Annotated in this window: 17 protein-coding genes; 12 read left to right on the forward strand and 5 right to left on the reverse strand. The window is 60.4% G+C overall.

Features of this window, described 5'->3' with window-relative positions; genetic code table 11:
- Positions 1 to 244 precede the first annotated feature (244 nt).
- Both ACR0I8_RS11860 and ACR0I8_RS11865 read right to left on the reverse strand, forming a co-directional pair.
- Positions 245 to 1,231: a glyceraldehyde 3-phosphate dehydrogenase NAD-binding domain-containing protein gene (locus tag ACR0I8_RS11860; RefSeq protein ID WP_170691096.1), complete on the reverse strand. Its 987-nt coding sequence runs from the start codon at positions 1,229 to 1,231 to the stop codon at positions 245 to 247.
- Between the two features lie 54 nt (positions 1,232 to 1,285).
- Positions 1,286 to 1,609: a hypothetical protein gene (locus ACR0I8_RS11865; RefSeq protein WP_170472050.1), complete on the reverse strand. Its 324-nt coding sequence runs from the start codon at positions 1,607 to 1,609 to the stop codon at positions 1,286 to 1,288.
- A 210-nt stretch (positions 1,610 to 1,819) separates the two neighbouring features.
- On the opposite strand from ACR0I8_RS11865, the gene ACR0I8_RS11870 reads away from it, so the two are divergent.
- Positions 1,820 to 2,170, forward strand: a complete 351-nt coding sequence (locus ACR0I8_RS11870; protein WP_170377750.1) for a hypothetical protein — start codon at positions 1,820 to 1,822, stop codon at positions 2,168 to 2,170.
- Between the two features lie 6 nt (positions 2,171 to 2,176).
- Here ACR0I8_RS11870 and ACR0I8_RS11875 read toward each other — a convergent pair whose 3' ends face one another.
- A complete protein-coding gene (locus ACR0I8_RS11875) occupies positions 2,177 to 3,112 on the reverse strand; it encodes a 2-hydroxyacid dehydrogenase (RefSeq protein ID WP_170691097.1) in 936 nt (311 codons plus the stop codon).
- Between the two features lie 126 nt (positions 3,113 to 3,238).
- On the opposite strand from ACR0I8_RS11875, the gene ACR0I8_RS11880 reads away from it, so the two are divergent.
- The 4 genes from ACR0I8_RS11880 to ACR0I8_RS11895 are packed head-to-tail and all read left to right on the forward strand — an operon-like array spanning position 3,239 to position 6,954.
- Positions 3,239 to 4,474 (forward strand): acyl-CoA dehydrogenase family protein, encoded by a 1,236-nt coding sequence (locus ACR0I8_RS11880; protein WP_170691099.1) that lies wholly within the window; start codon positions 3,239 to 3,241, stop codon positions 4,472 to 4,474.
- 8 nt (positions 4,475 to 4,482) lie between these two features.
- Positions 4,483 to 5,286 carry a thioesterase family protein gene (locus ACR0I8_RS11885; RefSeq protein WP_170691101.1) on the forward strand — a complete coding sequence of 268 codons (804 nt, stop codon included), beginning with the start codon at positions 4,483 to 4,485 and terminating at the stop codon, positions 5,284 to 5,286.
- A complete protein-coding gene (locus tag ACR0I8_RS11890) occupies positions 5,225 to 6,007 on the forward strand; it encodes a DUF1007 family protein (protein WP_480693444.1) in 783 nt (260 codons plus the stop codon). Before ACR0I8_RS11885 ends, ACR0I8_RS11890 begins: the two co-directional genes overlap by 62 nt.
- Positions 5,992 to 6,954 carry a HoxN/HupN/NixA family nickel/cobalt transporter gene (locus tag ACR0I8_RS11895; protein ID WP_170377758.1) on the forward strand — a complete coding sequence of 321 codons (963 nt, stop codon included), beginning with the start codon at positions 5,992 to 5,994 and terminating at the stop codon, positions 6,952 to 6,954. The genes ACR0I8_RS11890 and ACR0I8_RS11895 overlap by 16 nt, the downstream gene beginning before the upstream one ends.
- A 6-nt stretch (positions 6,955 to 6,960) precedes the next feature.
- Here the strand turns inward: ACR0I8_RS11895 and truA are convergent, their stop codons facing one another.
- Positions 6,961 to 7,725, reverse strand: coding sequence for a tRNA pseudouridine(38-40) synthase TruA (truA, locus tag ACR0I8_RS11900; protein WP_170691102.1), 765 nt, complete (start codon positions 7,723 to 7,725; stop codon positions 6,961 to 6,963).
- Positions 7,726 to 7,832: 107 nt separating this feature from the next.
- Here truA and ACR0I8_RS11905 point away from each other — a divergent pair, with 107 nt between their 5' ends.
- The 7 genes from ACR0I8_RS11905 (at position 7,833) to ACR0I8_RS11935 (ending at position 15,718) form a co-directional block, all read left to right on the forward strand.
- Complete coding sequence (locus ACR0I8_RS11905; protein WP_170691104.1) at positions 7,833 to 9,248, forward strand: YcjX family GTP-binding protein; 1,416 nt, start codon at positions 7,833 to 7,835, stop codon at positions 9,246 to 9,248.
- Entirely contained in the window at positions 9,245 to 9,700 is a 456-nt protein-coding gene (locus tag ACR0I8_RS11910; RefSeq protein ID WP_170691105.1) for a GNAT family N-acetyltransferase, read from the forward strand. The genes ACR0I8_RS11905 and ACR0I8_RS11910 overlap by 4 nt, the downstream gene beginning before the upstream one ends.
- The gene (locus ACR0I8_RS11915; RefSeq protein ID WP_170691108.1) at positions 9,693 to 10,682 is read left to right on the forward strand and encodes a TIGR01620 family protein; all 990 of its coding nucleotides are present in this window, start codon (positions 9,693 to 9,695) and stop codon (positions 10,680 to 10,682) included. Before ACR0I8_RS11910 ends, ACR0I8_RS11915 begins: the two co-directional genes overlap by 8 nt.
- 59 nt (positions 10,683 to 10,741) lie before the next feature.
- Entirely contained in the window at positions 10,742 to 11,452 is a 711-nt protein-coding gene (locus tag ACR0I8_RS11920) for a VIT1/CCC1 transporter family protein (protein WP_170554729.1), read from the forward strand.
- A gap of 216 nt (positions 11,453 to 11,668) precedes the next feature.
- Positions 11,669 to 14,581, forward strand: a complete 2,913-nt coding sequence (gene ileS / locus ACR0I8_RS11925; RefSeq protein ID WP_170691109.1) for an isoleucine--tRNA ligase — start codon at positions 11,669 to 11,671, stop codon at positions 14,579 to 14,581.
- Positions 14,582 to 14,718: 137 nt separating this feature from the next.
- A complete protein-coding gene (locus ACR0I8_RS11930) occupies positions 14,719 to 15,174 on the forward strand; it encodes a methylated-DNA--[protein]-cysteine S-methyltransferase (RefSeq protein ID WP_170691111.1) in 456 nt (151 codons plus the stop codon).
- A gap of 76 nt (positions 15,175 to 15,250) precedes the next feature.
- On the forward strand, positions 15,251 to 15,718 hold the full coding sequence (locus ACR0I8_RS11935) for a hypothetical protein (protein ID WP_170691113.1): 468 nt from the start codon (positions 15,251 to 15,253) through the stop codon (positions 15,716 to 15,718).
- Here ACR0I8_RS11935 and ACR0I8_RS11940 read toward each other — a convergent pair.
- Positions 15,703 to 16,416 carry a CDP-alcohol phosphatidyltransferase family protein gene (locus ACR0I8_RS11940; RefSeq protein ID WP_170691115.1) on the reverse strand — a complete coding sequence of 238 codons (714 nt, stop codon included), beginning with the start codon at positions 16,414 to 16,416 and terminating at the stop codon, positions 15,703 to 15,705. The two genes, ACR0I8_RS11935 and ACR0I8_RS11940, sit on opposite strands and share 16 nt — an antisense overlap.
- Positions 16,417 to 16,454 lie beyond the last annotated feature (38 nt).

The following is a 16,454-nucleotide window of genomic DNA, read 5'->3' on the forward strand; positions in this document are numbered from 1 at the left end:
CCAACTGCCTCAACTCGAATACTATTCGACCGCGCTGTCGGATCGCGGTCGATTAAATTCATGTTAGAGCATTTGAGGCCGTTCAGGAAAAGGCTTTTGATGTGTGGCTAGTGAATAAGGTCCACAGTTGTGTTGCGTCGGGGTCGACGGCTTGGGGCGGCTCCCGCCCGGTTTGGTCGCATCGTAGATGCACCCAACCCGGTTGGGCCAGGCAGCGCGCGGGGCGCGCTGCGGTTGCGATGGGTCAGGCGGCGGTCATCAGGCGGGCGACGTCCAGCATACGCGCGGAGAAGCCCCATTCATTGTCGTACCAGCCAAAGACGCGGACCTGGTTCGCGCCGACCATGCGGGTCTCTGGTCCAGCGATGACCAGCGACTCGGGACGGGCGCGCAGATCAGAGGAGACAAGTGGCATGTCGGTCCATCCTAGAACCGGCGACGCGCTGACCTGATCGCGCAGAGCTTTGTCGAAGGTCTCTGCGTCAAGGTTGCGGTCCAGTGTGACAATCAGATCGATGGCCGAAACACTGGCCGTCGGCACCCGTACCGCCGCGCCTGAGATGCGTCCGGCCAAATGCGGTAGTACGACATCGATCAAGTGGATCGCGCTTGAAGTGGTTGGGACCATCGACAGCGCACCTGCGCGCGAGCGGGCAAGATCGCCGCGTGGGGCATCCACCATCGGTTGGCTGTTTGTGTAGCAATGGATGGTCGTCATGTGACCTGTGGAGATCCCGCCGATGCCATCCAGAACCCGGACCAGAGGCGCCAGCCCGTTGGTGGTGCAGGACGCGTTCGAGACGACATGCGCGCTGCCCAGTTGATCCTCATTGGCGCCAAGGACCACGGTCACCTCGGCGGCTGGAGAGGGGCCGGAGATCAGTACTTTGCCCGCCCCAGCGGCCAATCCACGCTGTGCCACGTCGGATGTCCGCGCGATACCGGTGCAATCCAGCAGGACATCGACGCCCGACAGGTCGATATTTGCAAGATCAGAGCTGTGGGTCATGGGGATGGACTGCCCATCCACGACCAGTGCGCTGTTTCCCTCAGAAACCTCTCCGGCATAGGGGCCGAAGGTGCTGTCGTATTTGAACAGGTAAGCGCAGGTTGCCAGCGGTGCGATGTCGTTGATCAGCACCAGCTCGATATCCGATCCTTGCGGCATGGCCAGAACCTGCCGCAGGATCGTGCGGCCAATTCGGCCGAATCCATTGATCGCGAGTTTCATGCGCAAGCTATGGCAGGCGTCTAAGGCGACCTCAATGAAAGTATTGTACCAATTTCAGTTGCAGCTGACCTGCGAGAAAAACTGACCTGAGATGTTCTGATACATGCTGGCCACGATGGGTCTGCAGCCGGTGGCCTGCTGAATTGCAGCAATGGCCTGCAGGGTGCGCAGGCGCGGTGGCGGGCCGAAAGGGTTGAGGTTGTTGTTGTCCCGCGTGGCGCGATAGATCACCGGCTCTTCAGCGACTTGGGTCACCGCCCATGTGCGGCTGAGGACCACGACGGACTTGGTCTCTTCCTTGGCGATGGCAGGGGCGCTTGGCGCGACGGTCAAAGTGGCAACCGCGGCCAGAGCCAGAAGGGGCAGGCGCAGGGTCATAATGCAAACTCCTACATTCAAATGAGAATTTCCCTGATTTCACCAGATTTAGGTGCTGCTGTGAACCCTTTCGGGTCAAATTCGCAGAACCTTTGCGCGTTTCAGGCGCTCAATTTTGATTTTCTGAAGGTGCAACCGCTCGGGGCTTGGCCCGGCCCGCGCTGGGGTATATCCTTGAGGACAAATTGATTTCAGTCATGTGAGGCACAGATGAAAGCCCGGATTTCTTTGGTTTTGGCAGCTGTAGTTCTGACGGTTGGGGCGGTTCAGGCCAAACCTCTGTCACGAATTATTGCGGAAATGGGCCTCAGCCCGCAGGATTTCGAAGTGCTGAGCGCGGCCTCGACCGCTTTGTTGACCAGCGGCGCTCCGTCCGTTGGGCAAGAGCGTGCATGGACCAATGACGCGACCGGTTCGAAAGGCACCGTGCGTATCGCTGCGGTACAGGGGAACTGTGTCTCGTTGCAGCATTCCGTTGAACCGGGCGGAGATGAGCAGAACCGACAGATTCGAACGCGCCGGTGCAAGGACGCCAGTGGGAACTGGTTGCTGACGCCCTGATTCGCTTCAATAGCCTCTGCCTCGGTCGATCTCGTGTAGCAGCGGCTGGTCCGAGGATAGCCGTTCGAAATTCCTGGCCACATCTGCAAGAGCGTCCCCCAGATGCCAGCCCGATACATGCGGCGTGATCGTCACGCCGGGATGCTGCCAAAGAGGACTGTCCTGCGGTAAAGGCTCCTGAGAGGTGACATCCAGAACGGCATGGCCGGGCGTGCCCGCGTCCAATGCAGCGATCAATGCGGTCTCGTCGATCAGATCGCCGCGCCCAGCGTTTAGCAGATGGCTGGCGGGCTTCATCGCCGCCAATATGTCGGCACCAAACAGTCCAACGGTTTGCGGGGTCGAGGGTAAGATGGCGCAGACGTAGTCACACTGACCTAGTAGCTCGGGAAGCGCGTCCTGACCGTGCAGACAGGTCACGCCGTCAATTTGCTTGGGTGACCGGCTCCATCCCATGACCTGAAAGCCAAGGCCATTTAGCATGAGGGCCGCGCGCGTGCCGATCGTGCCAAGCCCCAGTACACCGACCTTTGTGTCTGACGTGATGCGCGGCGCTTTGGGCGACCATTCGGACCGGCGCTGAGCGGCTTCGTAGTCTCCTAAATGGCGTTGGGCGCGCAGGATATGGGCCAGAAACCACTCGGCGATTTCTTGTGCCGGAGCGTCCGGCCTCAGGCGTGCGACGCGGATATGATCGGGCAATTTGGGGTTGCCTACGATGGTTTCCACGCCAGCGCCCAGTTTCTGCACCAGTTTGAGGTTGGGCAGGCGCTCAATATGCGCATCCTGCAGCGTGCTGACCGCCACCATGGTGATTTCAGTTGGATTCCCGATCGTGTCTGGGGTGCGGACATCAGCGTCGGGCGACTGGTGCAGGACCTCTTTGGCCAAATCCGCATCGCTGATCCAGTTGGACAGGCCGGTTTCGATCAAAAGTGCCATGGGTGCCTCATGTATTGGAAATAGATGGAGGTGACGTTCCGTCACGGAACTGGACAGGGTCCGGGCAGCTAAGCCATTCTTCAAGCGAAGGTAAAGCCCGAACCGATGGGCAACGGAGGAGCGTTCATGAACATGTCATTCGGTCTGCGCGAGGAAAACCGCGCCCTTTTGCAGCGCGTCGCAGATATGATCCGCAACGAGATCATGCCGCTGGAAGAGGAATATCAGGCCGAAATCGGCAAGGGTGACCGTTGGCAGTATACCGACCGTCAGGCGGAAATTCTTGAGGGGTTGAAAGCCAAGGCCAAAGCGGCCGGGCTTTGGAATTTTTGGCTGACCGACAGCGAAAAGGGCTTTGGTCTGACAACGGTTGAATACGCCTATTTCGCTGAAGAGATGGGCAAGACGCCTCTTGGGGCCGAGGTATTCAACTGCTCGGCCCCCGATACCGGAAACATGGAGGTGTTTGAGCGTTACGGCACCGAGAAGATGAAAGAGCAGTGGCTGACGCCTCTGCTCGAAGGTCAGATTCGCTCAGCCTATTTGATGACCGAGCCGGACGTGGCCTCATCCGACGCCACAAATGTGTCGATGTCCTGTGTGCGGGACGGGGATGACTATGTTCTGAACGGTGAGAAATGGTGGTCCTCGGGTGCGGGCGATCCACGCTGTAAGGTTTACATCGTGATGGTCAAAACAGGGGGCGAGGATCAGCCGAAGCATCAGCGCCAGTCCATGGTTGTGGTGCCAGCTGATGCACCGGGGATCGAGATCCTGCGGCCCATGGAGGTCTATGGCCACGACGATGCACCCCACGGACATATGCACATCCGGTTCACCAATGTTCGCGTCCCCGCGGAAAACATCTTGCTGGGTGAAGGTCGTGGGTTCGAAATCGCGCAAGGCCGGTTGGGACCGGGCCGCATTCACCACTGCATGCGCGCCATCGGGCAGGCCGAAAGCGCACTTGAGCAGATGTGCAAACGGTCGCTGCAGCGCGAGGCGTTCGGCAAGAAGCTGGCGCAGCTTGGGGCTAACTACGACATCATCGCGGAATGCCGGATGGAGATCGAAATGGCCCGTCTGCTGTGCCTTAAGGCAGCGTGGTACATGGATCAGGGTGACGCGCGGGCGGCGGCGCCGTGGATCAGCCAGATCAAGGTGATCGCGCCTCGGGTCGCGCTGAAAGTGATTGACGAAGCGGTACAGATGTTCGGGGCGCAGGGGATCAGTCAGGATACCCCGCTGGCCAATGCCTGGACCCATGTCCGCACATTGCGCCTCGCGGATGGGCCGGACGCGGTTCATCGCCGTCAGGTCGCGCGTGCGGAGCTTAGGAAATACACTCAAGAAAAGGTCTGACGCCCAGGATGGCTGCCTATGATTTCGAAGATCTCTCCTATTTTCGTCAGCGAGGGGACGGGGCTTTAGTTGGCAATGACCCGGCGCGCGGTCCTTGGTCGGCGGAGCATTGTCACGCAGGTCCGGTGAGCGGCCTGATCGTGCGCGCGGCTGAAACCGAGGTCGGGCCCGAGAAGATGCTGACTCGCTTGACCGTCGATTTGCTGCGTCCTTTGCCTCTTGCCGGGCTGCGCGTGGCGGCTGAGACCACGCGCCATACCAGAACGCTCGCGACCACACGGGTGACGGTGCATGATCTGGACGACACCCTCTGTGCAACGGCAACCACGATGCATTTGGTGCGTCGGGATTTGGGCGATGTGCCCAATGTCGAAACGCCGCCACTGCGCTTCGAAGATGCGGTCGAAGGCCCTTTCCCGATCGGAGAGCTGCGGCATGAACTGCCCGGATTCGCACATTATAGCGACATCAGATACGGGGCGGGGGACAGGCACGGAGTAGGGTCGAAAACCGTGTGGATGCGGACCCCGAACCTGTTGGAGGGCGAGGTGCAATCCCCCATCCAATCGCTCTGTGCCTTGGGGGATTGCGGCAATGGAATCTCATGGAATGCCCCAACGGCTGAGATGGGGTTCATGAACACCGATCTGACCATCAACATCCACCGGGAGCCCACCTCGGACTGGTTGGCCTCGCAATCAATTTCACATTGGCAGCCCTCAGGAATCGGGATGTCGCAGTCGGTGCTGCATGACAGGCAGGGGCCTGTCGGAACGGCCCTACAAACGATTGTTCTGTTCCCGCCCAAGTGATCGGTCGGCCAGTTTCTGCATCGAGACCGGAAATCGCATTGCCGATGCGTACTTCGACGCCTATCTTGCCCTTATGCGATGGTTGTTCCCATTCCTGACCTGCTGCCTGCCGATCCCGGCCTTGGCCCACCCGCATGTCTTCATTGACACGGGGTTGGAGTTCATCGTGGACGAGGCCGGACAGCTGACTCATGTCCGCGTGACCTGGGCCTATGACGAGCTGTTCTCGCTGCTGCAACTGGAGGACATGAGGTTGGATCAGGATGGTGACGGCGCGCTGACCGATAGTGAGCAGCAGTTCCTGACCGGTTTTGATGCGCAATGGATGGAAGGCTATAACGGTGATCTGGTTGTGACCGCCAGCGGTGCCCCGGTTGCCTTGTCTGGCCCGTTGGAGCCGCATGCCACGACCGAAGATGGTCGCATCGTCACCACCCATCTGCGCGCTGTCGAAGGCGGATCTGTCCCGGCCGAAGCGATTTCGGCAAAAGCCTTCGATGAAACCTATTACACCGCCTACGACGTCACCCGTCCGGTCACCGTGTCCGGCCCGGCGACTTGTCTGCTCGAACGGATTGATCCGGATATCGACGGCCAATTGGCGCAGATGCAGGCCTTTCTCCTGACCCTGGATGCAGAATACGACCTTGAGGAAAACGATATCCCGCTTGTCGGCGAAAGCTTTGCGACCGAGATTTTGATTTCATGTCCAAATACCTGATTGTTCCCGTCGCTATCGCCTGTGGCCTGCTTTTGTGGTTCTGGGGCAGCGGCGGGTTTGACAGCCTAGCTGCTTGGGCGGCTGGCGAACAACGCGAATTCCAGAACCAGATCGCGCGTGCCCTTCGGGCGGCCCGCGCCGAACAACCTCAGGCGGTGGCAACACTGCTAACCGTTTGTTTCGCCTACGGGTTCTTTCATGCCATCGGCCCAGGGCACGGTAAGGTCCTGATCGGAGGCTACGGTCTGGGCCGTCAGGTCGCCTTCTGGCGCTTGTCGGCGATCAGCGTGCTTTCGAGCCTCGGGCAGGCCGTAACAGCAGTTGTTCTGGTCTATGCCGGGGTTCTGATATTCCAGTTGTCACGTGAGACACTGGTGGGCACGACCGAGCAGGTTATGGCGCCAATCAGCTATGCGGCCATCGCGGCCATTGGTTCGTGGCTGGTTTTTCGCGGGATGCGCAGTTTCGCGCGACGGTCCCGCAGCGATGCCGCGCATGGGCATTCTCACGACCATGAGCATCACCACGACCACCACCATGAGGAACACGAGCACCACCATCATCATCACCATGATGAGGTCTGCTCGGATTGCGGCCATCGCCATGGCCCCAGCGCGGAAGAGGTCGCCAATGTCGGGTCACTGCGTGAGGCGCTCGTGCTGATCGCGGGCATCGCTGCGCGCCCCTGTACCGGGGCATTGTTCGTGCTGATCCTGACCTGGCAGATGGGAATCGCCATGGTCGGAATTGCCGGAGCTTTCGCGATGGCGCTGGGCACCGCGACTGTCACAACGCTGGTCGGCTGGACGTCCTTTGGCCTGCGGGGCGGTTTGCTTGCTTCGGCCTCGGCCACGCGATTTGCGTCGATACTGGCCCCGACCATCGAACTGGTGGCAGGGCTAGTGATTGTCGTGATCGCCAGCGGTCTCTTGTTGCGCGCGATTTAAAACGATCTAGAAAACCGGATCAGGGTAACCGACCCGCGCCAGATAGAGCCCTTGCGGCGGGCAAACCGGCCCGCAGGCGGCGCGATCTTCAGCCTCCAGCGCGTCGCGCACATCCTCGGGCGACCACGACCCCGCGCCAACACGCTCCAGCGTTCCCACAAAGCTGCGCACCTGATTGTGCAGGAATGACCGCGCGCGTACGTGAAAATGCACCTCGGGGCCGGAAAAGCCCTGCACCTGTTCTACCCTCAACTCATCCAGAGTTTTCACCGGACTGGCCGCCTGACATATCGAGGATCTGAAGGTGGTGAAATCATGCCGCCCGATCAACATATCCGCACCCGCCTGCATGGCCTCGACATCCAGCTGATGGTTGATCTGCCAAACCTGCCCTTTGTCGTGGGTCGCAGGCGCGCGGCGCATGAGAATGCGGAAAAGGTATTGACGTTCAACCGCCGTAAAGCGCGCGTGCCAGTCATCGTCGACCCGCGCTGCCTGAACGATCGCCACCGGCTGCGGCTTGAGGTGATAGTTCAACGCCTCGGAAAGACGGAAGGGGTCCCAGTCCTTGACCAGATCGCAGTGCGCCACTTGCCCCAGCGCATGCACACCCGCATCGGTGCGCCCGGCGGCAGCAATGGTGTGATCACCGGGCTGGATGCGGGACAGGGCGTGCTCAATGGCCCCTTGCACCGAGGGCAGCTCTTTCTGGCGTTGCCATCCGGCAAACGGCTCCCCTTGGTATTCGACTTTCAAAGCATATCTGGGCATGGGCCGCTGGTAGCGCGCGACGCGCAAACGGGCAAGGGGGCGAAAGCGCTGGCATGTCCGGCAGCGGCTACCTATCTTGGGCAAAACGATTATTGCGGGGCGACAATTTGGTCATCTCATCCCTGGCAGACAGTCTTGTGCGCGGCGTCGAATCCATCGGCGACAGCGTGTCCGAGACGTTTTTCGAGCCTGTCATCCGTCTGGGCGTCACCGGTCTGGCGCGCTCCGGCAAGACGGTTTTCATCACGTCGCTGGTGGCAAACCTGCTGGACCGGGGCCGCATGAGCGGCCTGGTTGCGCAGCAAGAGGGGCGCATCAACGCGGCCTACCTGCAACCGCAGCCAGACGATACGGTCCCGCGGTTCGACTACGAATCTCACCTCTCCGACCTCACAGGCCCACAACCGCACTGGCCCGAAAGCACCCGCGCCGTGTCCGAGCTGCGCCTGTCGTTCAAGGCGCGACCGGCCGGATTGCTGGCAGGGCTTCAGGGATCGCGCACCGTACATCTGGACATCGTGGACTATCCCGGCGAGTGGCTTCTGGACCTCGCGTTGCTGGACAAATCCTACGCGGACTGGTCGCAGGAGACGCTGTCGCGCATCGAAAACCGCCCCGAGGCAGCCGAGTTTCTGGCGCAGGCCCGTGGCACTGATCTGACAGCGACGCATGATGAGCCTACGGTGCAGGCTCTGGCTGCTGCGTTCACGACCTATCTGAACACGGCGCGGGATGCTGGTTTCTACGATTGCACGCCGGGTCGTTTTCTGTTGCCTGGCGATCTGGCAGGTTCTCCGGTTCTGACCTTTGCGCCTTTGCCGGTGACCGACTCTTCGCGCCGTCGCACCCTGCAGCGCGAGATGGAGCGGCGCTACGAGGCTTATAAATCCCAAGTGGTGAAGCCGTTTTTCCGCGATCATTTCTCACGCATCGACCGTCAGGTTGTGCTGGTCGATGCGTTGGGCGCAATCCACAAAGGCCCGCAAGCGGTCGAGGATATGCGCCGCGCCATGGGCGATATCCTCTCGGCCTTCCGTCCGGGGCGCAACGCGTGGCTCAGCCAGTTGTTGCTGGGCAAACGGGTTGAACGCATTCTGTTTGCAGCTACCAAAGCCGACCATCTGCACCACACGCAACACCCGCGCCTGACCGCGATCATGGAGGCCCTGACCCGTGAAGCACGGGATCGGGCGAGCTTCGCTGGTGCTGAAACGGCAGCCCTGTCGCTGGCCTCGCTGCGCGCCACGACCGAAGAAATGCGCAACCACAACGGAACGGAATTGCCCTGCGTTCGGGGAACACTATTGAACAGTGGCAAACAAGCTGCCTTCTACCCCGGAGAGCTGCCGAATGATCCATCCCATCTGCTCGGCCCGGCCCGAAACGGGGCCGAGGCGTGGCTTGGCGATGATTATGGTTTCATGGCTTTCGCCCCGGCCCAGTTGACGCTACGCCCGGGCGACGGCCCGCCGCATATCCGGTTGGACCGCGCCGCGCAGTTCCTGATCGGAGACCGGCTGTGACGGTTACCCTCCGCCCCGCCCGCAGCACCGATGCCGGTGCAACCGGGGAAATCTTGCACGGGTTTTCGCGTGAGAATGACTGGATTCCCGACCTCCACAGTTGCGCTGAGACCATCGCATTTTGCGGCCGTATGATTGATCAAAGCTGGGTTACAGTCGCTGAGGTCTCGGACACAGTGGTTGGATTTTTGGCCCTGAACGGAACGGATGTGCATTCCCTGTACTTGACGCCTGCTGCGCGCGGGCAGGGGATCGGCAAGCGGTTGCTCGATCATGCGAAGGCGCAGCACTCGCGGCTGACGCTGTTTGCATTCCAGGCCAACACCGGCGCTTGCAGGTTCTATGAACGCAACGGCTTTGCCGAGGTCGCCCGAAGCGACGGGGCGGACAACGATGAAAACCTGCCTGACATCAAATATGTCTGGCGTAGTGAAGGGGCAGCGAATGGCTAAAGGCCCGGTTCTGATCGATCTCGAAGCAGACGAACCCGCCGCTGACGTGGCCAAGGCCCCTCCGGTGCCCGATCTGGCGGTACCTCAAGGGCAGGCCATGCAAAGCGCGGCGCGATTTGCTGCCCGCAAACCCTCGATCTTGGCGCGATGGTTCTGGGGATTGGCGCTGGCAGTTGTCGGGGCTGCAATCTCGGTTGCCGCTTGGGATTTCGCGACCTCACTGATTTTGCGCGCACCCATTCTGGGATGGGTTGTCACCGGTTTGATCGCGGCTTTGGTCCTTGTTGCGCTGATCATCGCCGTCCGGGAACTGGCTGCAATTGGCCGCCTGTCCCGCGTTGACGGATTGCGCCGCGCAGCGGATGAGGCCTTGGCGGATGCTGATCTGACCAAGGCGCGCGATGTCACGACCCGCCTGATTGCCTTCTACAAAGGCCGGGATGAGACCAAATGGGGCTGTGATCGGCTGTCCGAACGTATGTCAGAACAATTCGACGCCTCTGGCCTGTTGGCTTTGGCCGAGGATGAGCTGTTGGCCCCCTTGGACGCCGCCGCCAGTCGCGAGGTTGAGGCGGCAGCCCGTCAGGTGGCCACGGTCACGGCCTTGGTGCCTCTGGCCCTTGCTGATGTGGCCACGGCCCTTGCGGCCTCGTTGCGGATGATCCGGCGAGTGGCCGAGATCTATGGCGGGCGGGCCGGGTTTCTGGGCAGCTGGCGCCTGACGCGCGCGGTTTTCGTGCATCTGGTGGCGACCGGTGCGGTGGCCGTCGGTGACGATCTGCTGGAGCCTGTTCTGGGCGGATCGGTCCTCAGTAAACTGTCGCGACGCTTTGGCGAAGGGTTGGTGAACGGTGCCCTTAGCGCCCGCGTGGGGGTGGCCGCGATGGAAGTGTGTCGACCCTTGCCCTTCTCAGATCGTCACAAACCGTCGGTCCGCACAATGATCAAAAGGGCGTTGCAGGGGCTGTTCAGTAAGACTTGATCTGACGCAAAGCGGTATGGCACGCCATTCGTCACAGTGAATGTGACAGAAAGCGAGCCATGACAGATCACGGTCACAGCCAGCAGGAAATCGAACAGAGAATTAGCGACCCGCCCGGGCGGGGCGTTTTGCGTGACATCGTGTATGGGGGCATAGACGGGTCGGTCACCACATTTGCGATCGTTGCGGGCGTTGCAGGTGCAGGGCTGTCGTCGTTCGTAATTGTCGCTCTGGGCTTGGCCAATGTGCTGGCCGACGGGTTTTCGATGGCCGTTGGCAACTATTCAGGCACCAAGGCTGAATTGGACAATATCAAACGCATTCGAGCCATCGAAAAGCGCCACATCGCGCTCTACCCAGATGGCGAACGTGATGAGGTGCGCGAGATCCTTGCGCAGAAAGGTTTGTCCGGGCAGGTGTTGGAGGATGCGACAGAGGCTATCACCGCGGACCGCGAAAACTGGATCAACCTGATGATCGAGGGCGAATACGGGCTTGGCAGCGTAGATCCTCATCCGGTGAAGGCTGCGATGGCCACGTTTCTGGCCTTTCTTGTGGCCGGAATGGTTCCTTTGCTGCCGTTTCTGCTGGCTCTGGACAACGCTTTCACTGTCTCCGTCTGCATGACCATGGGGGTGTTTTTCGCCATCGGAGCGCTGAAAAGCCGGTGGTCGCTGACCCCGTGGTGGCGCTCGGGGCTTGAGACGTTTGCCATCGGCGGTGCAGCGGCCATGATTGCCTATTTCGTGGGGTCGTTGTTTCACCCTTAGCCCGATGATGTAGCGCCATTCGTCGCATAGGGCGGAGCCTCTGGACCATCGGGCATGGGCGGCTTATAAGCGCCCCCATGCATGACCGTTTGGCCATCATTATTCGAATTATATCCCCGGCGCTCTGACCTCCTGAGACGCCGGGCAAAGGTGTTGGAGACTTCGCACCGACCGCTTCGATCCTAGTACGACCAGATCATCCAAAGGACGCCCCCAATGTGCGCCGACACGATCCAGACACCTGATTACAAAGACACGCTGAACCTGCCCAGAACCGAATTCCCCATGCGCGCCGGCCTGCCCAAGCGCGAACCCGCATGGCTGGAGCGGTGGGAAACCATCGGCGTCTATGACCGCCTGCGCGAAAAAGAGGGCCGTGCGCCCTTTACCCTGCACGATGGTCCTCCTTACGCGAACGGCCACCTGCATATCGGCCACGCGCTGAACAAGACCATCAAGGACATGATCGTGCGGTCGCACCAGATGATGGGTCATGACGCGCGCTACGTGCCCGGCTGGGACTGCCACGGTCTGCCGATCGAATGGAAGATCGAGGAACAGTACCGCAAGAAGGGCAAGAACAAGGACGAGGTGAACGTCGTCGATTTCCGTCAGGAATGCCGCAAGTTCGCCGAAGGCTGGATCGACATCCAGCGTGAAGAGTTCAAGCGTCTTGGCATCACCGGCAACTGGGCCGATCCCTACATCACAATGGACTATCACGCCGAGGCTGTGATCGCCGATGAGTTCATGAAGTTCCTGATGAACGGCACGCTCTATCAAGGCTCGAAGCCTGTGATGTGGTCGCCCATCGAAAAGACTGCTCTGGCCGAGGCCGAGGTCGAGTATCACGACAAGGAAAGCTTCACCATCTGGGTGAAGTTCAAGGTCGTGAACGCGGGTGATCTTGATGACGCGTTTGTCGTGATCTGGACAACGACTCCGTGGACCATGCCGTCGAACAAGGCCGTCGTGTACGGCAAGGACATCTCCTACGGCCTGTACGAAGTCACTGGCGCGCCCGAGGAATGCTGGGCCGCCGTGGGCGACAAGTTCCTGCTGGCTGACAATCTGGCCGCTGATGTGCTGGGCCGTGCGCGTCTGAACGACGACCAGTGGACCCGCGTCCGTGACGTGACCACGGATGAGTTGGCAGGTGTGCAACTGACCCACCCGCTGGCCGGGGCCGAGGGCGGCAATGGCGAATGGGACGATATCCGCGACTTCCGCGCCGCTGACTTCGTGACCGACACCGAAGGTACTGGTTTCGTCCACTGTGCGCCCTCGCACGGTATGGAGGAATTCGAACTCTACCGCGATCTGGGCATGCTTGAGCAGGTCATTACCTATAACGTGATGGATGACGGCTCGTTCCGCGCTGATCTGCCGTTCTTTGGCGGCAAATACATCCTGTCGCGCAAGGGCGGCGAGGGTGACGCAAACAAGGCCGTCATCGACAAGCTGGTCGAGGTCGGCGGCCTGTTGGCGCGCGGCAAGATCAAGCACAGCTATCCGCATTCGTGGCGCTCGAAGGCGCCGATCATCTACCGGAACACGCCGCAGTGGTTTGCGTCCGTTGATCGCAAGCTGGACGATGGCATGGGGGAGATGGGCGACACCATCCGCGAACGCGCCCTGCGGTCTATCGACGAACTGGTGAAGTGGACGCCGCAAACCGGTCGCAACCGCCTGTATTCGATGATCGAAGCACGCCCGGACTGGGTTCTGTCCCGCCAGCGCGCCTGGGGCGTGCCGCTGACCTGCTTCACCAAGAAGGGTGCTCTACCCACCGACGCGGACTATCTGCTGCGCAACGAAGACCTGAATGCGCGCATCAAAGCGGCGTTTGAGAAAGACGGCGCGGACATCTGGTACACCGACGGCTTCAAAGAGAAGATTCTCGACGGCATCGCCAACCCCGAGGACTACGATCAGGTGTTCGACGTGCTGGACGTGTGGTTCGACTCGGGCTCGACCCACGCCTTCGTTCTGCGTGACCGTGAGGACGGCACCGAAGACGGCATCGCCGATGTCTACATGGAAGGCACCGACCAGCACCGCGGGTGGTTCCATTCCTCAATGCTGCAAGCTTGCGGCACCAAGGGCCGTGCGCCGTACCGCAACGTGGTGACCCATGGCTTCACGCTGGATGCCAAGGGCAACAAGATGTCCAAATCTCTGGGCAACACCATTGTGCCGGAAGAGGTCGTCAAGCAATACGGTGCCGATATTCTGCGCCTTTGGGTGGCTCAGACCGACTACACGGCTGACCAGCGGATCGGGCCTGAGATCCTGAAAGGCACCGCCGACAGCTATCGCCGCCTGCGCAATACTATGCGGTTCATGTTGGGCTCGCTGGCCGACTTCACCGAAGCGGATCGCGTCGCGCCCGAGGAGATGCCGCGCCTGGAACGCTGGGTCCTCAGCCGTCTGGCCGATCTGGATGAGCAGGTCCGCAAGGGCTATGCGTCTTTCGACTTCCAAGGTGTGTTCAGTGCCGTGTTCACCTTTGCCACGGTCGATCTGTCGTCCTTCTACTTCGACGTCCGCAAGGACGCGCTCTATTGCGATGGCGACAGCCTGCGCCGTCGAGCGGCCCGTACCGTGCTGGACATCCTGTTCCACCGCCTGACCACCTGGCTGGCCCCGGTTCTGGTCTTCACGATGGAAGAGGTCTGGCTGGAGCGGTTCCCCGGCGACGACAGCTCGGTCCATCTGGTGGACTTCCCGGAGACACCGGCCGATTGGCGTGATGCCGCGTTGGAAGAGGCCGTTGCCAAGGTCCGTCGTGTACGCCGCGCGGTGACCGCCGCGCTGGAGGTTCAGCGTCAGGACAAGGTGATCGGATCGAGCCTCGAGGCTGCTCCGATCGTGCATGTCGAAGATCAGGACACTGTTGCGCTGTTGGCGACTTTTGATGTGGACGATCTGTGCATCACCTCGGGACTGACTGTCTCCAAGGACCCGGCCCCGGCCGAAGCCTTCCGCGTGCCCGAGATTGAGGGCGTTGGTGTGGTATTCGAAAAGGCGGAAGGCGACAAATGCCAACGCTGCTGGAAGATTCTGCCCGACGTTGGACGGCATAGTCATGCGGGCGTCTGTGGGCGCTGTGATGAAGCGCTGAGCTAAAGCACTTCTTGAGTGTTGTAAGCGGAGTCTTTTGCGAGGCTCTGCCTCGCGCTCCGAGGTATTTTTGAACAGAAGAAGAGGCGAGCGCGGCGCGTTATGGGTTGCGCTTTGCCTGCAAAGACTGGCAGCCTTCGGTCATGCCGATGATTGCTGTACAGACCCAGTTCGGGTGTCTTGGGGTTGAGGAACAGGACGGGGCGATCACGCGTCTTGTCTGGGATGGCGTGAGCGACGGGCCCGAGACGCCTTTGTTGCGTGAAGCAGCGGCACAGCTGACGGCCTATGACGAAGGGCGGCTTGAGCGGTTTGATCTACCTTATCATGTTTCAGGGTCCGAGTTTCAGCGGCAGGTCTGTGATTTGATGTACGCGATTCCGCTTGGCGAAACTCGCACCTATGGGGATATCGCCAAGGAGCTAGGTCAGCCGCCTCAGCCGGTGGGGCAGGCCTGTGGGGCGAACCCGATCCCTGTCATCATTCCGTGCCATCGTGTTCTGGCGGCCAATGGGTTGGGCGGGTTCTCAGGCGATGGCGGGGTTGAGACCAAAGTGGCCCTGTTGCTGCACGAAAAGGCGGCGGGTCTGTTGATCTGATCGGTGAAAACCTGTTGCATTCCAACGTCTCGAGCCTCACCTTGTTTCAAAAGGAGAGTTCGAAGGATCCCATTGAATGACCGACCAAGCAGAACGCGCCGCAGAAAAGAAAGCCATCATAGACCGACTGATGTCTCTGGAGGCGCAGGAACTGGCTACGGCCCAGGCGCATTACGACGCCTTTCTGAAAGATGCCCAACTGGATGATCGAGAGGGGCATGACAAGGATGATATCGCAGCCTCGCGCGAGAATGCGGACCTTGCAGCGGCGTTCGACGCGCCGGTACATGCGCATCATGCCAAGATCGACGTGATCGAAAACACCAATTTCGGTATCACTGATACGGTTCAGCCCGGCGCGGTCATCAAGTTCAACAATCGCCGTTTTGTTGTTTGCGTCTCGACCACTCGGTTTGATGTGGACGGCAAGACCTATATGGGTATCTCAACCCAGAGCCCGATTTACCTGGCCATGATTGGCCTGCAGGCTGGCGACGTCTTCACCCATAACGGGACTGAGTTTGCGGTTCAGGACGTTTTGTAATCCGCGCTTTTGCGTTGCGGAATGATCTGCTGCGCAATGCCTGCGAAGACCAGGTACAGGCTGGTCACAACCAGCCCCCAATGCGCCCAGCTTTCCGGGTGGAAATCAACCCAGGCCGCCCATCCTGCAAAGAAGGTCCAGGCCAGTGCCATGGGCAGGGTCACGTTGCGCCAACGCTCAGTGCGGACAGGGTGGACGAATTTCAGCGGCAGGAACATGGCTATAGCCAAAAGGGTTACCAGGACAAGGCTGACCCAGAAGTTCGGCTCGAGCGCGAAGATCACAATGACAAACATGTTCCAGCATCCGGGGAAGCCGGAGAACGAGTTGTCCTTGGTCTTCATCCGCGTGTCGGCAAAGTACATGGCGCTGGCGAATGTGATGACGATGATCGCAAACCATCCGGTCCAGCCATCCATCAAGCCGGATTTGAACAGCGCGTAGGCCGGTATGAACACATAGGTCAGGTAGTCGATGATCAGATCCAACAGGACACCATCAAATTCGGGCGCGTTCTTCTTGACGTGATAGTGGCGGGCCAAGGGGCCGTCGATGCCGTCGACGATGAAGGACACCACAAGCCACAGGTACATCAGGCTCCATTTTTCATCCACGGCCGCCAGCATGGCGAGCATGGCGAAAACGGCTCCGGTTGCGGTGAAAAGATGAACGGCAAGCGCTTTGAATCTAAGTGTCATGCCCGTGTCATGAAGGATGTGAGGGGCAGATGCAAAGC

The sequence above is a fragment of the Ruegeria sp. BG9 genome, assembly GCF_056538305.1.

What these genes read in the sequence shown, in the direction of transcription:
- ACR0I8_RS11895 (WP_170377758.1), top strand. Translation starts at nt 5,992, where the DNA reads ATGTCCAAATACCTGATTGTTCCCGTCGCTATCGCCTGTGGCCTGCTT.
- ACR0I8_RS11930 (WP_170691111.1), top strand. Translation starts at nt 14,719, where the DNA reads ATGCCGATGATTGCTGTACAGACCCAGTTCGGGTGTCTTGGGGTTGAG.
- ACR0I8_RS11940 (WP_170691115.1), bottom strand. Translation starts at nt 16,416, where the DNA reads ATGACACTTAGATTCAAAGCGCTTGCCGTTCATCTTTTCACCGCAACC.
- ACR0I8_RS11865 (WP_170472050.1), bottom strand. Translation starts at nt 1,609, where the DNA reads ATGACCCTGCGCCTGCCCCTTCTGGCTCTGGCCGCGGTTGCCACTTTG.
- ACR0I8_RS11860 (WP_170691096.1), bottom strand. Translation starts at nt 1,231, where the DNA reads ATGAAACTCGCGATCAATGGATTCGGCCGAATTGGCCGCACGATCCTG.
- ACR0I8_RS11920 (WP_170554729.1), top strand. Translation starts at nt 10,742, where the DNA reads ATGACAGATCACGGTCACAGCCAGCAGGAAATCGAACAGAGAATTAGC.
- ACR0I8_RS11915 (WP_170691108.1), top strand. Translation starts at nt 9,693, where the DNA reads ATGGCTAAAGGCCCGGTTCTGATCGATCTCGAAGCAGACGAACCCGCC.
- truA (WP_170691102.1), bottom strand. Translation starts at nt 7,725, where the DNA reads ATGCCCAGATATGCTTTGAAAGTCGAATACCAAGGGGAGCCGTTTGCC.
- ACR0I8_RS11890 (WP_480693444.1), top strand. Translation starts at nt 5,225, where the DNA reads ATGACAGGCAGGGGCCTGTCGGAACGGCCCTACAAACGATTGTTCTGT.
- ACR0I8_RS11935 (WP_170691113.1), top strand. Translation starts at nt 15,251, where the DNA reads ATGACCGACCAAGCAGAACGCGCCGCAGAAAAGAAAGCCATCATAGAC.
- ACR0I8_RS11870 (WP_170377750.1), top strand. Translation starts at nt 1,820, where the DNA reads ATGAAAGCCCGGATTTCTTTGGTTTTGGCAGCTGTAGTTCTGACGGTT.
- ileS (WP_170691109.1), top strand. Translation starts at nt 11,669, where the DNA reads ATGTGCGCCGACACGATCCAGACACCTGATTACAAAGACACGCTGAAC.
- ACR0I8_RS11875 (WP_170691097.1), bottom strand. Translation starts at nt 3,112, where the DNA reads ATGGCACTTTTGATCGAAACCGGCCTGTCCAACTGGATCAGCGATGCG.
- ACR0I8_RS11880 (WP_170691099.1), top strand. Translation starts at nt 3,239, where the DNA reads ATGAACATGTCATTCGGTCTGCGCGAGGAAAACCGCGCCCTTTTGCAG.
- ACR0I8_RS11885 (WP_170691101.1), top strand. Translation starts at nt 4,483, where the DNA reads ATGGCTGCCTATGATTTCGAAGATCTCTCCTATTTTCGTCAGCGAGGG.